Origin of the sequence: Pseudonocardia petroleophila, assembly GCF_014235185.1 — a bacterium.
Taxonomy (GTDB): Bacteria; Actinomycetota; Actinomycetes; order Mycobacteriales; family Pseudonocardiaceae; genus Pseudonocardia; species Pseudonocardia petroleophila.
The window spans coordinates 1,401,571-1,421,862 of sequence record NZ_CP060131.1; the positions used below are offsets into that span (position 1 = coordinate 1,401,571).

The following is a 20,292-nucleotide window of genomic DNA, read 5'->3' on the forward strand; positions in this document are numbered from 1 at the left end:
GCCCGCCCCGTGCGGATGCCCTCGACTGTGCCTGGAACTGCTGCGTTTCGCAACTGTCAAACAAATGCAAGGACTGTGGCCGCAGCGAATAGCGCCGCAACAGCGTACTGCAAACCTTGAATGATTACTCTATACGAATAGAGCCTGGAGCGTCGCGCTTGGCCCGCATCCACGACTAGCCGGGCGCCTACGCAAATGTCGCCGGCGTCAGCCTGCTCGCCCTGCGTCACTTCAAGACCTCGTAGGGCATCTTCTGCGACATCAATGAGTCGGCGAGTTCGCTCGTCCAGCAGCGAGAATGACACACTTGCTATCATGCCGGCCATCGCAATGCCGGCAGCAATACCTCGAAGATTTCCAATCCTGGCTTGAACATACGCTGCTCCGAGAAAGGAGATAGCAACTAGCCAGAAGTTAACTAGCTGCATCCGTTGGCCGGAGTGTAGTGCGAACCAGTTCCAAGCATATTCGCGTTCCGCATTGCGGGCTGTGGGCATTATGGCAGCTCCATCCTATAACATTAGTGAAACAGGCTTGTATTTGGTCACCACGGCTTCGATATCGTCCCATCGTAGTTCAATCCATAGCGGCACGTTGCCGACCACCCTGGATAGGTCAGCTGGTTCATAGCATCCATCAAATTGTAGAATCCTCGTTTCGTACCACCACTCACCGCTTGACGGAACAAGCGAATTGCTTCGTCGCGATCGCCGAGGCCGGCATGCGCCCAAGCAAGCAACTCGATCGCATCGATGTCGTTCTTGGCGATCAGTGGACCTAAGATTCGAACTACTACATCTAGCAAGCCAGAGTCACCGGCCTCCTCAGCGATGATCATTCGAGCTCGGTCGCACCTACGTTCATCCGGAATAAGATTCAGAGTCTCCTCCGACATACTGAGTTGCCCGATTCGCGCGAAGAGAATGGCGCCATACTGTATCGCAGAATCTTTCCCACTCTGGACCATTTCCTCTGCCGCCTGCGCGGCTCCCTCCAGATCCCCAGAAAAGAATCTTGCCGTGGCGATCGAGCAAGCAGTTAAAGCGTCCCCACGTTCCACGCCATCTCGCAGCCGAGCTTCAAGGTCGTCCACTCGATTTGTCAATCCGACAAGGCGACTCAGCATTTGTGACTTGTATTCGGAAAGACCGACCTTCGAGTCGAGTAAGACGTCTACGGCCGAGTCTAGATCGCCCGCCCATTCGTAGAACTCTGCCAGATCTGCGGCAGCGCGAGGGTCGCCTCCTTCGAGCATCGCAACAAGAAGGCGTTGGACGAGATCGTACCGACCAATGCTGTCGAGATAAGCGTAGAGCGACATCCAAGGACCTCGGCTATAGGGAAGCCCTCGGGCCGCCTGCACCTCCGCGTCCATGTACCGGCCATGCCGAGCGAGGTACATTGTATAATCCGTCAACAAGTCGAAATCAAAATCCTCGGATCTGCGAGCACGAATATCCTCCTCGAGGTGCAGTGGCGCCGGATGTGCCTGCAACTTGTTCATCCAGAACCGAGCAGCATAAGCATTTCCGATGCTTGCCAGCTGCTTGATTCTTTCAACGAGCTGTTTTTCACTCTCCGAATGAAGCTCCGCGAGAAAACATTCTGCCGCATCACTACCCGAGGCGCTACGCTGTTTCCAGATCTTCTCGGCCATGCCATCGGATTCGTCGATGGATGCGAGCAGATACGCAGCATGCTCATCGGACATTCGATCAAGATCGCTGTGGTCTCTCCACAGCTGCAAGACAGCTTCGTGGTGACCCGCTCGCACTAAGACTTCTTCGGCGAAGTCCAACGACGACCCTCCCAGTTCGCAGGATCGCATGAATAGTCTAGCGGCAACTTTAGACAGCCCGCGACGCCTAGCATGGATGCCAAACCAGTGCACATCTGTTGCGCTTTGCTCATGTCGCACCACCGAGTCCCAGAAAGACTCGGGTGGAACGATGAACTGTCGCCGCTTCGCGACCTCCTCCCGGATGTAGCTCGACGGCGTGTACAGAGTCCTGTTCGGTATTGTCGGATGCCGTACTGGTTCAAGTAGTGCGATAGTGTTTCGAAGCCTAAACGTACAGTACCTCAATGCATCGGTGAACCATTTGTCGTCTCCGACTATAGGCCACGCTGCACCGTCGATGTAGTCGAGGCATGCGTCACGCAAAAAATCGATCGAAACACGACCCGATGGAGATAGCCGCACCGCATCGATTGCGGCGTCGACCAGCGCGCGGCTGAAGGTGTCGGCATCGCGATATCGGTGGGCAGCTTGAATGCCACCCGCTAGGTACTGGGCGATTTTACCTGTGCTTCCAGTCTCTTTTAGGGCCAAAGCTATACGGGTGTCACCGATTGCCGCCCGCTCGGCTGTCGATCGTTCGGTACTATCGAAGTGATCGAGCACGTCGATACGGGTTGCGAGGTTCAGTAAGATCTGCGCGTCGGCATAGACGGAAGTTTCGAGCGCAGTTGCTGCTTCTGCTAGATCTTGCCAACTCCTATTCCACAATGTACCCAAGATAAGTAGGTCACCTTGCGCCTGCATTGCATTATGCAATGCACCAACCACGGCACTTCCTGTCGAGCCTTGCAAGTATTCGTGAAATTCATCCAGCCACAAGATAGTGCGGCCACCTAGACGCTCAAGGGCGTTCAGTAGTCCAGCCGGTTTGGACGGATAGACAGGATGAAGGACGGAATATCCGCTGGACAAATCGGCTTTCAGGGCTTCGTACATCGAGCGAGTCTTGCCCGTGGCTGGAGGTCCGACCAGAAGAATGAGCCTCGGTCTTGCCCTATTCAAAATGGCCTCCCCCAGGGAGAGATCATGTCCTCGTGAAATATAAACCGGGAGCGGTGGCTCTTCTTTACCGACGGCACGAGATGCTATGGATGGGTGAACACCCAAGCTTATCGGGTCAAGATTGACAGGATCCCGCGTAAGGGGTTGCATCGGATCTGACGAAGCTAATACTTCACCGCTGGGAAGTTCCCTAGGACGCCCAGTTAACCCTGTCCAGATCCGTAGATCCAAGGTTTCGTGAACATAATCGGCAGCATACGCGGCTGTTGAAGCTGCAGCCCGTACGTGAAAGCTGTCATCCTTCAGCTCGTCGCCGAAATCCGACACCGATCGCACGATGAACCATGGCGTTGGCGGATATCGAGTCTCGCACGCCTTGACAAATCCGGCAGCTTCCATCTCACCGCCGCGGATCTGTTGATGCAATCTATTGGCCGCATCGACGACGACGTCTGGGTCACGCAGCAGAAGATTGTCGGATAGGATTGCAGAATCATGAACTGTAGGGACGGACGCGACCTCGGCACGCTCATCTACTGATAGACGAGCCGGCATCGGTGGACAGTTTAGGGCCAGCAGAAGCTTCTGATAATGCGCTTCCCAGCTAGACCGAGAACCCGCAGCGGCGGCATTCATCTGCAGCACGCCCTTTAGTGGTGTCGAGATGCTCGGTCGCGCAATGAGTGCGCCGCGCTCAACTACCTTAATCGTTGTATCAACTACGGCGCGAGGGACAATTACGTCGCCGATTTTCACTTTGCCGCGACGGCCAGCTGCGATCCCACATAGAAGCATAAATGAAGCGCCGTCGTTAAGGATCCTAGCCGCATCGGCTGCCGAGGCGACATTCCCGGCTTCCCCTAATGGATGAAGGCGGAGGCGAATCTGCCCGCTGAATCGGGTCTGAAGGATCTTCTCGTAGTAGAGAAATCCGTCTCCTGGAACTCGATGGTCCTCGCTTATATCGAATGCAGCCTTCAGAGCGGCCGTCTCCACTCCGAGCATGGTGACGACGCCTACAATCGGGGGCTGCCTTGGCGGTCGGTCCATTCATCACCTTTTGCATCGTGGCCGACACTAACGGAGGTCTCGTATCCGAACGCGGTGAGCCCCCGAGGATTTCATGTCCAGTTAAACTTTGACGCTTAGTATATCGCGGCGACACCATACGACCGACTTCAGCCCGGAAACTTGTTAAAGGTGCCTTGTCCGTGCCAGTCTACTGTTGGCACGCGTACGTTGTCCTACCGCCGATCGGCACGCTGTCTGAAGTGACTGTGAGGATGATCCGCGGGCCTGTGCTCGGATCCTCGCCCGCAGAAACGCGGACCCTGGTCGCGGTCACGCATACGCCAGATCACGCATACGCCAGATACTGCCTCGCTGTCGCGGCTCCCACACGACTGTCATGGATCGAAGTCTTGCAACATTCATGTATCGGTTCGTGGATCGAGATCACAGCACCCTCTGCAAGGTCACGGGCCCAACCGTTCGTGCTGGTCAGGACCTGCGTCGAATTGGCGCGCCCGACAGGATTCGAACTCCCAACCTTCTGATCCGTATCGCGTCGCCCACTTGCTACAAGGCGCCTAGCTATCGTCCGACTCCGCCCTCTTGACGTTCCAGGGCCCGTCGCGCGTAGACGCGTGCGCCGGACATGCGCCACTGCGCGAACTCGATGCTCACGTCGAAGTGCTCGGCGACCAAATCGTTGGTCCAACCACGGAACGCGGCCCATCTCGCGGCCTTCTCGGGTAGCAGCAGCTCACCGGAGAAGTACTTGGCTTGCTTCTCGTGGGCCGAGCTGAACTGTCGGCACCCGTCGTCGGTAAGCAGGACGTCGTGGAAGTCGTGCTCTAGAAGGAAGTGACCGAGTTCGTGGGCGATCGACGACCGTCGCCGCCGCGGGTCGTGGCTGACGTTCTCCAGGATGATCCGAGCGGATCCGATCGGCACGAGAGCCGCCGACCAGGCCGCCTGCCGGACGGAGGTGAAGTGCTCGACAGCGAAATGGGAGCAGTGCTCGCCTGGCAACTCGTCGATGGCGTAGATGTCGATGCCGTGGGTGACGGCCAGCGTGTAGGGGTCGAGGCGCTCTCGAGGGGTTACGCCCTGCTCGGACCTCTCCTCGGCAGCGACCTCGCGCATCTTCTGCTGCGTCCAGGCGCGACGGGCCGCCGGGCTCACGCGGTCTCCGTCCTCCGGGACTCGCCGAACCGACGTACCGCAGCTCCAATAATCTCTTGCAGGTACCTCACGTCCTCGGCGTCGAGATCGGTGCGAGCGCGAAGCAACGGAGCCAGTTCGGCCATCAGTTCCGGTTCGGACACCGTCGGCAAGGATGCCTCTGAGCGGATACGGAAGGTCTCAGCCGGCACGTTGAGCCAGTGGGTCATCGCCATGAACGCGTGGACGTCGGGGCTCTTGAGGTTCGCCAGACGGGACAGTGTCGACGGGCTTAGTCCAAGCTCTCGGGCCAGTTCTCTCCACGACAACCCGCGGCTCATCCGGGCAGCGTCGAGCGCTGCATGCAACGCGGCAACGTCGACGTGAGCGTCGGCCATGGTGTCCTCCCGCGGCGACCGTACCCACAAGAACGTTCGACATGTCGAGAACGAGCGCGTAGCGTGATCCGCAACGTTCGACATGTCGAGCATCGTTGCTCAAGTGGGTCGACGTCCCGAGGGGCCCCAGCCCTCGTCCACACGAGGTCGCGCACCCCGGTACCCGATCTCTGATGTCCTCAAGGAGGACAGCATGCCCGCGTCTCACCTCCGCTCGGCCGCGTTTTGCGCTGGCCCGGAATCCGCTGCCATTCAGGTTGCTCGCCGGAGAGGATCCGCGCTGTGAGCCGGCTGGCTACTCCGACACCGGCGCGCCGGCGGACGCCAGAGATCGGCTTGCCCGGGATTGCGGATGCACGCCTGCTGCCTGATGCAGAGTTCACAGGGGCGTGGGAGTCGAACCTGCTGCCCGAGGGCATGAAGGCGCGGTTGGTGCAGGACGCCGTTGCCGGAGTGCAGCTGCGGCGGGCAATCCGGTTCGAGGATCTTCCGCTGCACGGTCTGACCCTGCTGATCGGCCCCCCCCCGGGGTCGGGAAGACCACTGTGGCTCGTGGCCTGGCCGACAAGATCGCCCGGACCCTGCCCGACGAGTGGCTGTTCGTCGAGGTCGACCCGCACGGCCTCGTCAGCGCTGCGTTGGGACGTAGCCAGCGCAGCGTGGAGAATCTGTTTGGCACGGTGCTCGATGAGTACGCCGCATCTGGGCCGATGGTGGTCCTGATCGACGAGGTAGAGACACTGGTTACCGACCGGTCTGGGCTGTCGCTGGAGGCCAACCCCATCGACGTACACCGGGCGGTGGATGCCGCGCTGGTCGGGCTGGACCGGTTGGCCCGCCGGCATCAGAGCGTGCTCGTGCTGGCGACGAGCAACTTCCCCGAGATCATCGACCCGGCGCTGGCCTCGCGGGCCGATCGGGTTATCGAGGTCCCACTGCCGAGCGAGGCGGCGCGGCGAGAGATCCTCGAAGCGACAGCCCGGGCAGTGGCCACGGCTTTCCCCGGGGCGACGTCGCTGCTGCACCCCGCAGTCCTCGACCAGGCGGCTCGCCTCACGGAGGGCATGGACGGCAGGAGACTCCGCAAGGCGGTAGCGGCGGCGTGCGGGCGACGCGGCGAGTGCGCCGCCGACCCGTCTCTCGTGACAGGGGACGACCTGCTGGCCGAGCTGCACGAACCGCGGTGGGCACAGTGAGCGTCGTTGCCCGCCGCGTCGCAGCCGTCCCCGCCCGGTCCGCAACCGACACCTGGCGAGCGATCACCGCCCTGCTGACCGCCGACGGCGATCCCGCCCGGTCACGGCTCGAGGCGGTGACGAACTTGGCCGCGATGCTGATCACGGAGGAGTACACCACGCTGGCCCCGATCGTCATCCTGCCCGCGGTGGGTGACCGGATCCGGATCTATACCGTCCACGGCGAGGCCGCCGCCGACGCAATGCACGAGGAGCAACCTCTGGCCAGCTGGCCGTTGCAGGCGTCGGGATGGACGATCTCGTTTCCGTGCGAGGAGCTCGACCTGGCCGACACAACCGAGGCTCTGCGCGCGCACCCGGGCTTCACCGCTCGCGATCTCCGCGCCGGAGCCGACAGCACCGCCGAGAGCGCTGTCGAAAGTGGTGGTGCGCCCGCTCGCACCGCTGATCGTCGCGATGCGCTGGTCGTGGACCTCGAGGAGTTGAGGCGGTCGTGAGCACGGTGCGCGTCAACACCGCCAGCTTCGCCCACACCCACGTCGCGACCAACCTGTTGCGCGGACTCAAGCGCATCGTGCAGGCCAGTGGTCTGTCGACCGCGAGCTTGATCGGTACGTGGTCGGTCCTGGAGGACGGCGTGGCCACCTGGCTGGGCACCGGCCACCTGCAGACCCTTGTGCTGGAGGTATTGGGACTGCCCAGACTTTGGTTGACCCAGTTTCGGTAGGTGGGTCAGGCTGCGTGGGCGGTGTTGAGCAGTGTCTCGAACTCGATCGGGGTCAGTCGTCCGAGGCCTTGTTGGCGGCGTCGGCGGTTGTAGGTGGTCTCGATCCAGGACACGATCGCCAGCCGCAGCTCGGCGCGGGTGGCCCAGCGTCTGCGGTTCAGGACGTTCTTTTGCAGCAAGCTGAAGAACGACTCCATTGCGGCGTTGTCGGCACAGGTTCCGACGCGACCCATCGAGCCGCGTAGTCGGGCGGCGCGGAGTTCGCGCTGGTAGGCGTGTGACCGGAATTGGCTGCCTCGGTCGGAGTGCACGATCGTCGCCGCCGAGGTTCCGCGCAGCGCCACCGCGTTGCGCAGCGCGGTGACCGCCAGCGCGGAGGTCATACGAGCGTCGATCGAGTAGCCCACGATCCGCTTGGAACAGGCGTCTTTGATCGCGCAGAGATAGATCTTGCCCTCGCCGGTGGGGGTGCTCGGTGATGTCGGTCAGCCACAGCTGGTTCGGTCGCGCCGCGGTGAACTCGCGTCGCACGAGGTCATCGTGCACCGGTGGTCCGGGCCGGCGCTGGCGGCCGCGTCGGCGGGCGTGAGTCGACCACAGCTGCTGCAGCGTGCACAGCCGGCTGACTCGATTGCGCGAGGCTGCCCAGCCCTGCGCAGCGAGTTCGTCGGCGATGAACCGGTAGCCGAACTCGGGGTCGTCGTGGTGGACATCGATCGCGGCGTTGATCAGATAAGCGTCGTCGTAGTCACGATCGCTGACCGGCTTTGCTTTCCACTGGTAGAAGGCCTGTTTGGAGAAACCCAGCACCCGGCAGGTCACCGCGACCGGGATCTTGTCGTCGGCGAGGTCGAGGACCAGCGGGTACATCATTTTGGGAGGACGTCGCGGGCGAAGTAGGCCGTCGCGCGGCGCAGGATCTCGTTCTCCTGCTCGAGCTGCTTGGTCCGGCGGCGCAGCTCGCGGTTCTCGGCCTCTAGATCACCCGAGCGGCTGCCGTGGGCCGGAGCCGAGGACGAGGCGGCCTGGGCAGGCAGGCCGTTCTCGCGGTCGGCGATCCTCAACCATCGGTTCAGACACGACTCTGAGATCCCGAAGCTGCGCGCGACCTGGGCCATCGACTGGTCGCCCTGACGGGCGACCGCGATCACATCACGTCGGAACTCGGCCGGGAACGGCTTGGGCACGATGACGATCCTTCCAGCGAGGACCACGTCCTCACAGGTCAGGAGTCAACCGAACCCTGGGCAGTCCCATTCGACCCGGACCGGCGCGCGGGAAACGACCTGGTCGGCCGGTTCGACTTCGCCATCGACTACGGCTACTACTCCGACGGCGACGGTGAGCTGTGGTACGACCCCGACAGCATCGCCTTCGCTGTCAGGAAGGCGGGCGGGTACCTGTCGCGATGCCAGTATCGGGTGGTGGCCACGACCGCGCCCGGGCGTCCCGACGTAGCGGGATGGTCCACCACATCGCTGCGGGAGACGACCGGCTTCCAGCGCCATACCACCGGTACGGCCGTCGGCGGGGGCGCGCTCGGCGCCAGCTTGGCCTACTACACGAGGACTGCATGATGCTCACTGTCAGCGAGGCGTTCGACAAGTTCAGCAGCCGCTTGGAGATCACCGAGACCGAGGAGAAGGCGGCCAGCCGGCGCCAGCAGGACATCCGAGCCCTGCTCGGCGACACGTTCGCCATTGACGACGACTTCTTGACCGGATCCTACCGGCGGGAGACCAAGACCAAGCCGTTGCGCGACGTCGACATCATGATCGTGCTCGCCGACCGCGACTACCTCGACCGCCACCCTCGCAATGTCCTCGCCGACGTCGAGGCCGCCCTCGCGCCCAACTACGGGCAGAACCGGGTTGAGCCCGACCGGCGCGCGGTGCGCGTCGACTTCGACGTCGTTGGCGACGTCACCGGGCTGGACGTGGTCAGCTTCGACGTCGTCCCCGCGTTCGCCGACGACGTGAACTACCTGATTCCCGACGACGTGCTCGGGGAATGGATCTCGACCAACCCGAAGGTCCATGCGGAGAAGGCCACCGCGGCGAATCAGGCGTTCGCGAAGCAGTGGAAGCCGCTAGTGAAGATGATCAAGAGCTGGAACGGTCAGCACGGCAACCCCATCGATCCGTCGTTTCTGATCGAGGTCATGGCGCTGGACATCATGACCGGGCCCTGGGGTAGCGATCGCCCTCGAGAACTGCGTCAGTTCTTCGCCACAGCTCACGACCGCATCGACGAGCGGTGGCGCGATCCGGCCGGACTCGGTCCCGACATATCGGACACCCTGCACGACACCCCGGGCGCCCTCGAAGCGGCTCGCACCGCCCTCCGAGCCGCCGAACAGACCTGCACCCGAGCAATTCAGCTGCAGAGTAGCGGTCGCATTGGAGAGGCGCTCGACACCTGGCAGGGGCTGTTCGGCTCCGCGTTCGCGAAGTCGTGACCCAGCCTGCACGACCGGTCCCATCTGGGAGTTCCGCCGACATCACCCGTCGGCAGAACCAACCTGATCATCTCGCCCGCCTGCGTGCCTACAGCCGCCTCTACGCTGTGGCGCAGCGCTGGCGTCGGGTCCGCGTGCTCGGCACCCTTATCCTTGCTATCACCGGCCCGGTGCTCGCACTGAGCAGCATCGACACCAAGGGCGTGCTCGGCGCCATCAGCGCGGCCTGGCTGATCCTGGGCCGGACCGTTCTTTCCAGGCTCGAACAACGTGCTCGCAGTCAGGCTGTCACCGTTCACGAGCTCTACGACACGGAGCTGTTCCGGCTGCCCTGGAACGACGCCCTCGCCGGCCGCCGACCGCTGCCCGACGATGTCGCCGCCGCAGCGCGCCGCCAATCCGACCACCAACGGTTCCACACCTGGTTCACCGTCGACCTCGCCAGCGTCCCTTGGCCCGCCGACGTTCTGCTCTGTCAACGGCAGAGCACTGTGTGGGGTCGAGGCGACCATCGCAGCTACGCCACCACCGTCGCCGTATTGGGAGCGATCTGCCTACTAACCGGCGTGGCTATAGCCGTGACGATGGGCCTCACCCTCGCTGACTACTTGGTCAAGCTCTTCCTGCCGACCGCGCCGGCCTTGCTCGACTCAATCGAGATTTCGCGATCGCACCGGGGTACCTCCGTGACCCGCACCGACGACGTCGCCGCGATCGACGACCTCTATGAAGCCCACCGTGATGACCTCAGCGCCATCTCGGTCAACGAGGTGCGCGCCATACAAGACGCCTCGTTCACCGCCCGCATCGACACCCCACGGGTACCCGGCTGGTTCTACAAGATCCGCCGCCGGGGAACACACGCCGACACCGCTGCCGGGGTCGACACCCTTCGCAGATCGACCTCGACGTAATCGCCCAGAAATCCATCACAGACCGAAGATCCGACCGCCTCTATGTGGTGGCGGTATGGCCGCGGCTGCACGTGATCGTCGGCCTGCTCGACGACTACCCCGGCGTCGACGCCCCGGTCATCGCCAGCCGGCTCGGCGAGACCCTGCGCTGCACGCGATCGAACTCAACGCCGGCCGCGACGTGCCCATCGGGATCCGCCGCGCCGTCCGCCACCTCGGCGACGCGGTGCGGGGCGAAATGCAGCCAACCCTCGCAGCCCCGGGCAGGCCGACGGGCGCCTATCGACCGTTGCTGGTGATCCGGGGCAGGGCCCCGGCGAGACCGAACAGGTCCACGTCGCCCTGCTCGGTCAGGCCCGGAACGACGCCGATCAGAGTGTCGGCCACGCAGACCCGGTACTCCTGGCGGCCGCGATCCATCGCCGCGATGACGAGAGCGTCGGATGCCGCTTCGATCGCCTCCGCCTGCGTCGTCACGATCCCGCCGGCCAGGTGCTGCGCATTCTCCACTCCAGCGCTGAGCACACCGAGCGTCCAGATGATGTCCATCCGCGCAGGATCACAGGTTCGGGGCGGCCGCGTCGGCGACCGCCCCGAGTTGTCCACAACCCGCGCGCTACTCGTCCTCGGTGGGGTTCTCCCCCAACAACCGGGCCGCCTGACGCCACGCGCGCAGCATCGAGGTGTAGGCGGTCGCGTCGCACACCTCCCACGTGACCGGACCGATCTCGATCCGCAGCATCGCCGGAACCGCCCCACCCACCTGGGACGGCAGCGACGCCCACGTCACGTCCGGCAGTCCGGCGAACCGGATCATCGCCGCCACCGTCGTGGGCCCGATCAGCAACGGCCGGCGCCCCGCGACCGCCGGGGCCAGCGACCGCGCTCCGACCGCGGCGCCGCTCCACCCGTCCGCGACTGCCCGGGCGGTCTCCCCGGCTCGAACGTAGATCAGCACGGTGCCGAGGGTGAGACCGAGCTGCTGCTCCGCCGTGCCGACGTGAGCGAGATCGAGACGGGCGGGAACGAGTCCGGCGGCGCGGACGGTCAGGCTCGTGACCACCGAGGACTTGGTGATCATCCGTGCCTGCGTGGTCGGGCTCGGCTGCTCGACGGTGCGGCTGCGGTTAGAACGTGCGGGCATGGCGGCCTCCCGGGTCCGGGTGGGCCTGTCGGCCCGTCCCCTTGGGGTGGCGGGGCGCTGTGTTCCCCGCCGCCGTAAGGCGTCCCAACACGGCCTGCGAGGCTCGCGCTCAAGGGCGGCCGAAGGCCGTCGCATGCGACGCGAGCGCAGCGAGCGCCCTTGAACGTGAGTCAGGCCGTGTTAAGCCACAGGGCCGGCAGGCCCCCGCCGAAGGCGGTCCATCAGCACTTCCTCGGCCTCGCGGCCTTGAGCGAGAGTGACCCCCTCCCTGGCCGCAGTCGTTCCCCGCCGCCGACCCCCGGAACCGGTGCGGTGGTCAGGTTCGCCACCCCGTCATCAGTGCGGAGCAGGATGAGCGCACGACGGTGATGGCAGTCGTGCGGGAGTGTCGCGATGACGAGTGGTGGGGTGTCGTCGACTCCCCCACCTCTCTGGGCGGTTGCTGGACGCACTTCAGCGCCGTCGCCGTGCCCGGGTACAAGTCGCTGAACGCAGGACAGGTCGTCGAGCTGGAGTGGAGACCGCGCAGCAGAACGGCTACGACTACCGGGCGGTGCGCGTCTGGCCCAGCGGATCAGACCCGCACACCGAGCCAGCAGTCGACGGGCCGAAAGGCGCCTACCGCAGCTCACTGACGATCACGTTTGACGCCGAAGAAGGAGCAGCGCGCTGATGGACGACGAGTGGGTGCCCGAGGCCACCAGGCTGGCGGTGGTTCGCATCCTGGAGCACGCTGAGCTGGTCGGTCTCGCCAACACCGAGGAGTTCACGTTCCGGTCGTTCTTCATGACGGCCGCCTGCGAGTTGCTCTACAAGCCGCGCTTCCAGACCGATGGCGCACGTTCGACCTCCTCGTCCAGGCCGACGACACCGCCTCGTTGATCGAGTTCAAGTACTACATGTCGAGGCCGACCTACCGCCTCGACGGCAGCGCCGGCCCGAGGAAGGGCGGCGCGAGCGCGCAGAACGAGCGCGAGTTCCACGCCTGCGTCGAGAAGCTGGGCACCACCACCATCGACGGGATCGACCAGCGCAGGCTTGTGCTGGTCTAACACCGCGACGATCGCACCGCCGGCCGCAGCTCGCGGTCGCTGCACGGCAGCTACGCCGGCTCGGGCCGTCCGCGTCGGTGGCCCGGGTCTGGTCGTTCGCACACGAGGGCCTCGAAGCACGCGTCCTCGAACCCTCACTCGGCGTGGATGCGCTCAGATGCCCCTGAGGTGCAGCCTTGAGCGCGTCGTACGACGCGACCCGTGACTGGACGTCAACCTCAGCGGGGGCCTCGGCGGTACTACTTCATCCGGGAGCCCGGTCTGCTGCAACCGTCGTCTCGACCTCGACCGCACGCAGCATCTCGGAGGAGTTCTCCGCGCAGGCCGAGCAGATCGCGGCGCCGCCGGCGGACGGGTCGCGGTCCATCTCGATCGCCACGTAGGACAGGTCGCAGACGTGGCAGCGGATCCGCGCCTCCCAGGCGTCGTCGACCTCGTCGCGCGGGTCGTTGCCACGCGCCTGCAACGTCGATGCGCCGTAGCGCTCTGCCAGCGCGTACCCGGCCACGGCCAGGACGACTGTGATGACGGGCGCGAGCTCAGCCGCTACCGCGGACGCCGTCTGCACCGTCAGCGCGATGCCGATCCCCGATGCGACGATCCAGGCCAGTGCGCCCGCGGTGAGGGCGGGCAGCCGGCCCGGCCGGAACTCCGGGATCTCGGCATCACTGCGGTGCAGGAAGATGTGGGTCATCGCGATCGCGACCCATGCGGTGATGAACACGCCCTGCCAGGCCAGCGCGACGAGCAGGTAGCTGAGTACGTCGGTGAGCATCAGCAGATAGGCGATCACTCCGGCCACTCCCACCCAGACCACGCGCGGCGGATGCAGGCGCAGAACGCGTGACCCGAAGGCCTCGAGGTTGGATGAGGCGAGGTAATAGTTCGCCGTGTTGATGCGGGTCTGGGAGACGAAGATGACCAGCACGCCCACGAAGCCGAGCGCGTTGATGAATGCATCGATCACGCCGGTCTCGGAGCCGCTGATGTCCCAGGCGCGCAGCAGGTAGATGCCGATGAGCCCGTTCACTGCGAACGTGAAGACGTAGAAGACCCAGCCGAACGTGACCGTCGAGTGGAAGCGCTGGTCCTCGACCTTGCCGAATCGCGCGTAGTCGAACGTGAACATCATCATGATCCACACACCCATGTAGATCAGGTAGGCGGTGAGCCATCCGGGCAAGGCACTCGAACTCGCGGCCGAGCTCAGCCAGTTCTCCGGGTAGCCCTGCCGAACGGTGGTGGCCACGACCGCAGCGATCAGTCCGGCGACGTAGAACGGCAGCAGCACCCCGTTGAGCCGGTCCAGCCAGATGCGGACGCCTCCGATCACGAGCGGCAGTGCGTAGATCACCACCGCGAGGTACCACAGCTTCAGCTCACCGCCGAAGTACTTCTGGAACGCGACGGCGATGACGGAGCCCTCGAAAACGGCGTAGTAGACAGCTGTCGCCGCAAAGATCAGCGGCGCCAGCGCCGAGCCGAGCAGGCCGAACAGGCGGCGGGAGAGCAGCGCGACGGTGAGCCCGGTCCGGGCTGCGTAGCGCGAAAGCACGGAGTTGACCGCCCCGTAGGTGACGACGGTGAGCGCCATGCCGATGAGGGTGTTCGGCGTGCCCACCGCGTCGGCCGAGGCCACAGCGACGTAGAGCCAGAACATCGCGGAGAACAGCGCCCACCGGGCCGACGCCAGCGACCACCTCCCCGAGCGCCAGGAATGCGGGACGACATGCGTGGAATAGTCCTCAGTGGCGGCGGCGCGCACCACACGTTCGTCGTCGGTGTAACTGATGTCCAGCGCAGCCTGTTGTTTCGGCAGAGACATAGGGTTCCTCATCGCAGTGCCGGGTCCGATTTCGAGCTGATGGAAGTGTCGTTCACTTACCGTTCAGCCAGCACTGCGCGATGTGGCGCAACCGGCGCGTCCGGTGCCCCGTTCTGGACAGTCAGGAAAGGTGCTTCGGCAGTTCCTGCACCGCCCCAGAAATGGCGCCCTCGAACGCCTCCGCGAGAGTGACCGGCTCGATCTCGGTGGTGTAGACGACGACTGACCGCCCCGCGTTGACCTCGATGACGTCAACCGTGCCCAGGTGGTACTCGACAGGGAGGTCTCCTCCCACGATCCGGTACTGGAACCGGCGCAATACCGGGTCGGAGTTGACGACGATCTCGTCGAGGCGGGATCCGTCCTGGAGCACGACCGTCCGGTGCGTGCCGTCGCCAGAGGACGAGCGCATGGCGGGGAACCAGTCCGCGATGTTCGCGGTGTCGCTGACGAGCTGCCACACCGTGTCCGGAGTCGCGTCGATGACGACGTGGGAGCGAAGGGATGTCATGACTTCTCCATTGCGGTGAGGTGGGGCGTCAGCCCGCCAGGACGGACGCGATGTCGAGGGAGCGATCGGCCAGCACCGCGCGCAGCGTGGTCTGCGCGTGCTCGAGCTCGGCCGGGGTGAGGTCGGCGCGGGCGGTGAGGCGCAGGCGGCTGGTCCCTGTGGGAACGGACGGCGGGCGGAAGCATCCGACGCGCAGGCCCAGCTCGGCGCAACGGCGGGCTGCCTCGACTGCCGGCCCGGGCTCTCCGATGACGACGGGGACGATCGCAGATGGGGGCGGAGCCACGCCGGCTGCCGAAGCCAGTTCGCTTGCTGCGCGCACCACCGCGAGGCTCAGGCCGGGATCGTCACGCAGCACGCGCAGCGCGGCGAGCGCCGATCCGGCGCAGGCCGGCGCCAGGCCCGTATCGAAGATCATCGTCCGAGCGGTGTCGATCAGGTGCTCCACGACCCGACCCGGAGCGAGGACGACGCCGCCCTGGCTACCGAGGGCCTTGGACAGCGTCGCGGTGATGATGATGTCGTCAAGGCCGGCGAGGCCGGCGGCGGCGCACAACCCTCGGCCACCGAGCCCACATACGCCCAGGCCATGTGCTTCGTCGACGACGAGGACAGCCCCATGGGCACGGGAGATCCGGTGCAACTCGCGTACCGGGGCTCGGGACCCGTCGATCGAGTTGATGCTCTCGGTGATGACGAGCGCTTGCGCCTGGGTGCGGCCGGCCAGCACGCGCTCCGTGGCGATCAGGTCGTTGTGGGGCACCACCTCGACGCGGCTGCGGGTGAGCCGGCAGGCGTCGATCAGGGAAGCATGGTTGGCGGCATCGGAGACGATGAGGCAGTCGGGCGAGCTCAGCGCTGTGACGGCGGCCAGGTTGGCGGTGTAGCCGGAGGAGAACACGAGCGCGCTCTCGGTGCCGGCGAAGGCGGCGAGCTCGTCCTCCAGGGTCTCGTGCAGTTCGGTCGTGCCCGTCACCAACCGAGAGCCGGTGGACCCCGCACCCCAGGTGCGCAGGGCGCGGATGCCCCCGTCGATGACCTCGGGGTGGCGGGAGAGCCCGAGGTAGTCGTTGCTCGCGAGGTCGAGCAGTGACCCCGTCGGCGAGCGCGGGGTGAGTCGGCGGCGCAGCCCCATCTCTTCCCGGCCGGCTGCGTGCACGTCCAACCAGGCCAACGGGTCGAGTCGTCGTGTCATCGGTCTCACCAGTCCACGGCCAGGTAACTGATCTCGAGGAACTCGTGGATGCCCTCGAATCCACCTTCGCGGCCGATGCCCGACTGCTTCATGCCGCCGAACGGGGCGGCGGGATCGGAGATCGCGCCACGGTTGACCCCGACCATTCCCGACTGCAGGCGCTCCGCCACGGCAAGCGCGCGACCGAGGCTGCCGGAGTAGACGTAGGCGGCGAGTCCGTACTCACTGCTGTTGGCTAGGGCGACCGCGTCGTCGTCGTCGGCGACCTCGATGATCGGGGCGACGGGCCCGAACGTCTCGTCCGTCGACAGCACGCTGCCGCGATCGACGTGAGACAGCACGGTGGCCGGATAGAAGAAGCCTGGCCGATCCAGCGGTGCTCCTCCGGTGTGCAGCTTGGCGCCCTCCCCGACGGCGGCGTCGACGCGCGCAGCGAGATCGTCCTGCCGCCGGGCGTTGACCATCGGTCCAAGCTGCGTCTCCTCGTCCGTCCCGGCCCCGACGATGAGCCCGGCCATGCGCGCGGCGAGCCGGTCGGCGAACTCGTCGGCGACCGCACCGTGTACGAGGAATCGATTGGCTGCCGTGCAGGCCTGACCGCCGTTGCGCATCTTGGCGAACATGGCCCCGTCGACCGCGTCATCGAGGTCCGCGTCGTCGAGGACGATGAAGGGGGCGTTGCCGCCCAGTTCGAGCGACGTGTTGACGATCCGGTCGGCGGCCTGGCGGAGAAGGAGTCGGCCGATACCCGTGGATCCGGTGAACGACAGTTTGCGGATCCGCGGATCGGCCAGAGCGTGCTCGACGAACTCACCTGGCCGGTCCGTCGTCAATACATGGACCACCCCGTCGGGAACGCCGGCACGCCCGAGCAGACCCGCGAGGTAGATCGCGGTGAGCGGGGTGTCCTCGGCCGGTTTCAGGACAGCCGTACAGCCGGCGGCGAGAGCGGGCGCGAGTTTGCGCGCCGCCATCGCGGCAGGGAAGTTCCACGGCGTGAGCAGCAGCGCCACACCGACCGGGCGGTGCACGGTGAGGATGCGGTTGGCGCCGCCGGGCGCTGTGCGCAACTCGCCACAGATGCGGACAGCTTCCTCGGAGAACCAGCGGAAGAACTCTGCCGCGTAGCGCACCTCGGCGCGGGCGTCGGCTCGGGTCTTGCCCATCTCCAAGCTCATCAGAAGGGCGAGCGGCTCGAGTTCGGCGAGCATCAGCTCGTGGGCGGATCGCAGGATCTCGGCGCGCACCCGCGGCGCTGTGGCCGACCATGACGGAAGCGCCTCGGACGCCTCGTCGATCGCGCGGTCGACGGCGGCGGGCCCGACCCGGGCGACGTCGGCGATCGGCTCGCCGGTCGAAGGATCGAGCACAGCGAAGCCCTCGTCAGGCGTAGCCGGGGTGTGCTTGCCTAGCATCGGGCCGAGCATCGGGCGGATGTCGCCCGTGCCGATCGTGCTGTCGAGGATCACCTCGTGCTCCGTTCTCGGGCATCACGACGAAGGCCCGGGACGGTCGTCGGCGAGCCTCATCGTGGATCAGAGTGGTGGTTGTGCCGGTCAGGGGATCGCCGGACGACTACCCCCTCACGGAGTCGATGACCCCACGCACCGCCCGAGCGACCTCAACAGCGTTGGGCGTGTCGGAATGGACACAGATCGAATCGACCCGCATCGGGAAGTCCTCGCCGGTGTCGGCCGTCGCGAGACCTTCCGTCAGCGCCTTCCGAGCACGTTGCTGGGCGTCCTCCACCGGGGTCGCGCGGGGCCGGCGCGCGATGATCAGACTGCCATCTGCGCGGTAGCCGAGATCGACGTAGAACTCCGCGACGAAGGGCACGTTGCGCTTGTTCGCCACCGCCTCGTGCTCGGTACCGGCCATACCGAAGACGGGTACGCCGTACTGGACGGCGACATCGCAGATCGCGTCCATGATGTCCTCCTGCCGGGCGGCCATCCCATAGAGCGAACCGTGCGGCTTGATGTGGTCGAGCGAAGCCCCGGCGGCGTCCAGGAAGGCGACCAACGACCCCACCTGGTACCGGACGAGATCGGCGGTCTCATCGCGATCGAGCTTCATCTCCCGGCGGCCGAAGCCGACCAGGTCAGGAAGGCCTGGGTGGGCGCCGACCGTGACACCGGCGGCGAGCGCTTTCTCCACGGTCTCGCGGATCCCGGTCGGATCACCGGCATGGAACCCGCAGGCCACATTCGCGGTGTCGATGAGCGGCACCAGCGCATCGTCGTTGCCGAAGGAGTGAATGCCGAACGATTCACCCATGTCGGAGTTCAAGCTAACCATGGAATCTCCTCGGTAGGATTTCGAGCCGCTCAGGCATCCGGCTCGCCGGTCGGGTCGTTCTCGTACTCGTAGGCGTCGCAGAAAAGCTTCCCGTTGCGACCCCAGCTCTCACGATCCACCTCGGTGAAGATGAAGTTGATCGTTTCCGGTTTGCAGTCACCGATTCTCGAGAACTCTCGGGTCAGGACCTCGGCCAGCTCGCGCTTCTGCTCGAGCGTGCGTCCTGGGAACCAGTCCACTCGAATGAACGGCATGGCGCTGTACCTCCGGTTGTCGGACCGACGGAGCTGCACTCCACGGCGACGTGGCTGTCTCATCAGCTTGCAGTCCGGCCTGCAGTGCGACGATGCGCAGTCTGTACAAGCCGTCTGCTCGACGTGCGCCATACCGATCACCGTCGATCCGTCGGCGTGCGCTCGCCGTGGCGGGAGCATCGCGCCCGCCAGCTGAAGGGATCGACCTGCACGACCATCCGCCGCCCGCACGCCGTGCAGTACCGGGGTGGATCGAGGCCATCGCGCGCACACGCATCGAGGCAGGTCGGACCGCGCACCTGCCCGCAATGCCCGCAGATCGTCTCCACCGTCGCCGAGGTGCTCATAGCGCCTGGTTGAGCGCCTTGATCGGCATCTGCAGCTCGGTGAGCAGATCGAGGTCGGTCTCGGCGGGCCGCCCGAGGGTGGTGAGGTAGTTGCCGACGATGATCGCGTTGATCCCACCGAGCAGCCCCTGGCGTGCACCGAGATCGCCGAGGGTGAGTTCGCGACCACCGGCGAACCGCAGGACGGTTCGCGGCAGGGCGAGGCGGAACGCTGCCACCGTCCGCAGCGCGTCGCTCCCCTCGAGCTGCGGCAGGTCACCGAATGGTGTCCCCGGGCGCGGGTTGAGGAAGTTGAGCGGCACCTCGTCGGGTTCGAGTGCGGCGAGCTGCCCCGCGAACTCGGCCCGTTGCTCCAGGGACTCACCCATACCGACGATGCCACCGCAGCACACCTCCATGCCCGCCTCGCGGACCATCTGCAGCGTCCCCCAGCGCTCCTCCCACGTGTGCGTGGTGACCACCTGGGGGAAGTAGGACCTCGCCGTCTCGAGGTTGTGGTTGTAGCGGTGAACCCCCATCGCAGCGAGCCGGGTGACCTGGTCCTCGGTGAGCATGCCCAGCGAGCACGCGACGTTGATCTCGACCGCGTCGTTGATGGCGGCCACCGCTGCAACCACTTGTGTCATGAGGCGCTCGTCGGGTCCGCGGACTGCGGCGACGATGCAGAACTCGGTGGCTCCGGCCTTGGCCGTCTGTTTGGCCGCCTCGACCAGGGAGTCGATGTCGAGCCATGCCGATCGGACCGGCGAAGCGAACAGGCCGGATTGGGAGCAGAAGTGGCAGTCCTCGGGGCAGCCGCCGGTCTTGAGCGAGATAATGCCCTCGACCTCGACCTCGGGCCCGCACCATCGCATGCGCACTTCGTGCGCAAGCTCCAGCAGCGGTGTGAGCGCCTCGTCGGGCAGGCGAAGCACCTCGAGGACGTCGGGCTCGGACAGGCCCCGGCCCTTGTCGAGGACCTGGCTCCGGGCACGGTCGAGAACGGCGAATCGAACGGTTGTCAT

Annotated in this window: 23 protein-coding genes and 1 pseudogene; 9 read left to right on the forward strand and 15 right to left on the reverse strand. The window is 65.4% G+C overall.

From position 1 onward, the window contains the following. Positions 1–56: 56 nt before the first annotated feature. The 4 genes from H6H00_RS07020 to H6H00_RS07035 all read right to left on the reverse strand — a co-directional run bounded on the left by H6H00_RS07020 (position 57) and on the right by H6H00_RS07035 (position 5,367). On the reverse strand, positions 57–497 hold the full coding sequence (locus H6H00_RS07020; RefSeq protein WP_185720515.1) for a hypothetical protein: 441 nt from the start codon (positions 495–497) through the stop codon (positions 57–59). 47 nt (positions 498–544) lie between these two features. After that, positions 545–3,853: a phosphorylase family protein gene (locus H6H00_RS07025; protein ID WP_379539844.1), complete on the reverse strand. Its 3,309-nt coding sequence runs from the start codon at positions 3,851–3,853 to the stop codon at positions 545–547. 543 nt (positions 3,854–4,396) lie between these two features. Further along, complete coding sequence (locus H6H00_RS07030) at positions 4,397–4,990, reverse strand: ImmA/IrrE family metallo-endopeptidase (RefSeq protein WP_255425617.1); 594 nt, start codon at positions 4,988–4,990, stop codon at positions 4,397–4,399. Beyond that, a complete protein-coding gene (locus H6H00_RS07035) occupies positions 4,987–5,367 on the reverse strand; it encodes a helix-turn-helix domain-containing protein (RefSeq protein ID WP_185720517.1) in 381 nt (126 codons plus the stop codon). Before H6H00_RS07035 ends, H6H00_RS07030 begins: the two co-directional genes overlap by 4 nt. Before the next feature lie 389 nt (positions 5,368–5,756). Between H6H00_RS07035 and H6H00_RS07040 the strand changes: the two genes are divergently transcribed. From H6H00_RS07040 to H6H00_RS07050, 3 genes are read left to right on the forward strand one after another with little or no spacing between them, the layout of a single operon-like run. Then, a complete protein-coding gene (locus H6H00_RS07040) occupies positions 5,757–6,563 on the forward strand; it encodes an ATP-binding protein (protein WP_255425618.1) in 807 nt (268 codons plus the stop codon). Beyond that, complete coding sequence (locus H6H00_RS07045) at positions 6,560–7,060, forward strand: CBASS system Cap8 protein (protein ID WP_185720519.1); 501 nt, start codon at positions 6,560–6,562, stop codon at positions 7,058–7,060. The genes H6H00_RS07040 and H6H00_RS07045 overlap by 4 nt, the downstream gene beginning before the upstream one ends. Then, positions 7,057–7,290, forward strand: coding sequence for a hypothetical protein (locus H6H00_RS07050; protein WP_185720520.1), 234 nt, complete (start codon positions 7,057–7,059; stop codon positions 7,288–7,290). Before H6H00_RS07045 ends, H6H00_RS07050 begins: the two co-directional genes overlap by 4 nt. A gap of 5 nt (positions 7,291–7,295) precedes the next feature. Here H6H00_RS07050 and H6H00_RS07055 read toward each other — a convergent pair. Next, positions 7,296–8,477, reverse strand: a pseudogene (locus tag H6H00_RS07055) (IS3 family transposase). On the opposite strand from H6H00_RS07055, the gene H6H00_RS32790 reads away from it, so the two are divergent. Genes H6H00_RS32790 through H6H00_RS07070 form a run of 3 tightly spaced genes read left to right on the forward strand, consistent with a single transcriptional unit; the run spans position 8,442 to position 10,662 of the window. Next, the gene (locus H6H00_RS32790) at positions 8,442–8,867 is read left to right on the forward strand and encodes a hypothetical protein (protein ID WP_185722227.1); all 426 of its coding nucleotides are present in this window, start codon (positions 8,442–8,444) and stop codon (positions 8,865–8,867) included. The pseudogene H6H00_RS07055 and the gene H6H00_RS32790 overlap by 36 nt on opposite strands. Next, positions 8,864–9,748 carry a CBASS oligonucleotide cyclase gene (locus tag H6H00_RS07065; RefSeq protein ID WP_221775818.1) on the forward strand — a complete coding sequence of 295 codons (885 nt, stop codon included), beginning with the start codon at positions 8,864–8,866 and terminating at the stop codon, positions 9,746–9,748. Before H6H00_RS32790 ends, H6H00_RS07065 begins: the two co-directional genes overlap by 4 nt. Beyond that, positions 9,745–10,662 carry an S-4TM family putative pore-forming effector gene (locus H6H00_RS07070; protein ID WP_185720521.1) on the forward strand — a complete coding sequence of 306 codons (918 nt, stop codon included), beginning with the start codon at positions 9,745–9,747 and terminating at the stop codon, positions 10,660–10,662. Before H6H00_RS07065 ends, H6H00_RS07070 begins: the two co-directional genes overlap by 4 nt. A 279-nt stretch (positions 10,663–10,941) precedes the next feature. On the opposite strand, the gene H6H00_RS07075 is transcribed toward H6H00_RS07070, so the two are convergent. Both H6H00_RS07075 and H6H00_RS07080 read right to left on the reverse strand, forming a co-directional pair. Beyond that, positions 10,942–11,211 (reverse strand): hypothetical protein, encoded by a 270-nt coding sequence (locus H6H00_RS07075; RefSeq protein ID WP_185720522.1) that lies wholly within the window; start codon positions 11,209–11,211, stop codon positions 10,942–10,944. Positions 11,212–11,278: 67 nt separating this feature from the next. After that, on the reverse strand, positions 11,279–11,806 hold the full coding sequence (locus H6H00_RS07080; protein WP_185720523.1) for a hypothetical protein: 528 nt from the start codon (positions 11,804–11,806) through the stop codon (positions 11,279–11,281). A gap of 514 nt (positions 11,807–12,320) precedes the next feature. Between H6H00_RS07080 and H6H00_RS31785 the strand changes: the two genes are divergently transcribed. From H6H00_RS31785 to H6H00_RS07095, 3 genes are read left to right on the forward strand one after another with little or no spacing between them, the layout of a single operon-like run. Next, positions 12,321–12,479, forward strand: coding sequence for a hypothetical protein (locus H6H00_RS31785; RefSeq protein ID WP_221775819.1), 159 nt, complete (start codon positions 12,321–12,323; stop codon positions 12,477–12,479). Continuing rightward, positions 12,479–12,688, forward strand: a complete 210-nt coding sequence (locus tag H6H00_RS07090) for a hypothetical protein (RefSeq protein ID WP_185720524.1) — start codon at positions 12,479–12,481, stop codon at positions 12,686–12,688. Before H6H00_RS31785 ends, H6H00_RS07090 begins: the two co-directional genes overlap by 1 nt. Then, entirely contained in the window at positions 12,685–12,858 is a 174-nt protein-coding gene (locus H6H00_RS07095; RefSeq protein ID WP_185720525.1) for a hypothetical protein, read from the forward strand. Before H6H00_RS07090 ends, H6H00_RS07095 begins: the two co-directional genes overlap by 4 nt. 244 nt (positions 12,859–13,102) lie before the next feature. Here H6H00_RS07095 and H6H00_RS07100 read toward each other — a convergent pair whose 3' ends face one another. The 8 genes from H6H00_RS07100 to bioB all read right to left on the reverse strand — a co-directional run bounded on the left by H6H00_RS07100 (position 13,103) and on the right by bioB (position 20,292). After that, the gene (locus H6H00_RS07100) at positions 13,103–14,683 is read right to left on the reverse strand and encodes a purine-cytosine permease family protein (protein WP_185720526.1); all 1,581 of its coding nucleotides are present in this window, start codon (positions 14,681–14,683) and stop codon (positions 13,103–13,105) included. A 121-nt stretch (positions 14,684–14,804) separates the two neighbouring features. After that, entirely contained in the window at positions 14,805–15,194 is a 390-nt protein-coding gene (locus H6H00_RS07105; protein WP_185720527.1) for an SRPBCC family protein, read from the reverse strand. A 28-nt stretch (positions 15,195–15,222) separates the two neighbouring features. Continuing rightward, positions 15,223–16,389: an 8-amino-7-oxononanoate synthase gene (locus H6H00_RS07110; protein ID WP_185720528.1), complete on the reverse strand. Its 1,167-nt coding sequence runs from the start codon at positions 16,387–16,389 to the stop codon at positions 15,223–15,225. 5 nt (positions 16,390–16,394) lie between these two features. Beyond that, positions 16,395–17,816, reverse strand: coding sequence for an NAD-dependent succinate-semialdehyde dehydrogenase (locus H6H00_RS07115; protein WP_185722229.1), 1,422 nt, complete (start codon positions 17,814–17,816; stop codon positions 16,395–16,397). Positions 17,817–17,964: 148 nt separating this feature from the next. Beyond that, positions 17,965–18,687 (reverse strand): 5-oxoprolinase subunit PxpA, encoded by a 723-nt coding sequence (gene pxpA / locus H6H00_RS07120; RefSeq protein WP_185720529.1) that lies wholly within the window; start codon positions 18,685–18,687, stop codon positions 17,965–17,967. 29 nt (positions 18,688–18,716) lie between these two features. Beyond that, entirely contained in the window at positions 18,717–18,941 is a 225-nt protein-coding gene (locus H6H00_RS07125; protein WP_185720530.1) for a tautomerase family protein, read from the reverse strand. A gap of 137 nt (positions 18,942–19,078) precedes the next feature. Continuing rightward, a complete protein-coding gene (gene bsaP / locus H6H00_RS32185; RefSeq protein ID WP_255425620.1) occupies positions 19,079–19,288 on the reverse strand; it encodes a biotin synthase auxiliary protein BsaP in 210 nt (69 codons plus the stop codon). Further along, positions 19,285–20,292, reverse strand: coding sequence for a biotin synthase BioB (bioB, locus tag H6H00_RS07130; protein ID WP_185720531.1), 1,008 nt, complete (start codon positions 20,290–20,292; stop codon positions 19,285–19,287). The genes bsaP and bioB overlap by 4 nt, the downstream gene beginning before the upstream one ends.

Bases quoted from the DNA above. Each gene is read 5' to 3' on its own strand.
- H6H00_RS07020 (WP_185720515.1), bottom strand. From the start codon at position 497: ATGCCCACAGCCCGCAATGCGGAACGCGAATATGCTTGGAACTGGTTC.
- H6H00_RS07025 (WP_379539844.1), bottom strand. From the start codon at position 3,853: ATGGACCGACCGCCAAGGCAGCCCCCGATTGTAGGCGTCGTCACCATG.
- H6H00_RS07035 (WP_185720517.1), bottom strand. From the start codon at position 5,367: ATGGCCGACGCTCACGTCGACGTTGCCGCGTTGCATGCAGCGCTCGAC.
- H6H00_RS07065 (WP_221775818.1), top strand. From the start codon at position 8,864: ATGATGCTCACTGTCAGCGAGGCGTTCGACAAGTTCAGCAGCCGCTTG.
- H6H00_RS07075 (WP_185720522.1), bottom strand. From the start codon at position 11,211: ATGGACATCATCTGGACGCTCGGTGTGCTCAGCGCTGGAGTGGAGAAT.
- H6H00_RS07080 (WP_185720523.1), bottom strand. From the start codon at position 11,806: ATGCCCGCACGTTCTAACCGCAGCCGCACCGTCGAGCAGCCGAGCCCG.
- H6H00_RS07090 (WP_185720524.1), top strand. From the start codon at position 12,479: ATGGACGACGAGTGGGTGCCCGAGGCCACCAGGCTGGCGGTGGTTCGC.
- H6H00_RS07100 (WP_185720526.1), bottom strand. From the start codon at position 14,683: ATGTCTCTGCCGAAACAACAGGCTGCGCTGGACATCAGTTACACCGAC.
- H6H00_RS07105 (WP_185720527.1), bottom strand. From the start codon at position 15,194: ATGACATCCCTTCGCTCCCACGTCGTCATCGACGCGACTCCGGACACG.
- H6H00_RS07110 (WP_185720528.1), bottom strand. From the start codon at position 16,389: ATGACACGACGACTCGACCCGTTGGCCTGGTTGGACGTGCACGCAGCC.
- H6H00_RS07115 (WP_185722229.1), bottom strand. From the start codon at position 17,816: ATGCTCGGCCCGATGCTAGGCAAGCACACCCCGGCTACGCCTGACGAG.
- pxpA (WP_185720529.1), bottom strand. From the start codon at position 18,687: ATGGTTAGCTTGAACTCCGACATGGGTGAATCGTTCGGCATTCACTCC.
- H6H00_RS07125 (WP_185720530.1), bottom strand. From the start codon at position 18,941: ATGCCGTTCATTCGAGTGGACTGGTTCCCAGGACGCACGCTCGAGCAG.
- bsaP (WP_255425620.1), bottom strand. From the start codon at position 19,288: ATGAGCACCTCGGCGACGGTGGAGACGATCTGCGGGCATTGCGGGCAG.
- bioB (WP_185720531.1), bottom strand. From the start codon at position 20,292: ATGACAACCGTTCGATTCGCCGTTCTCGACCGTGCCCGGAGCCAGGTC.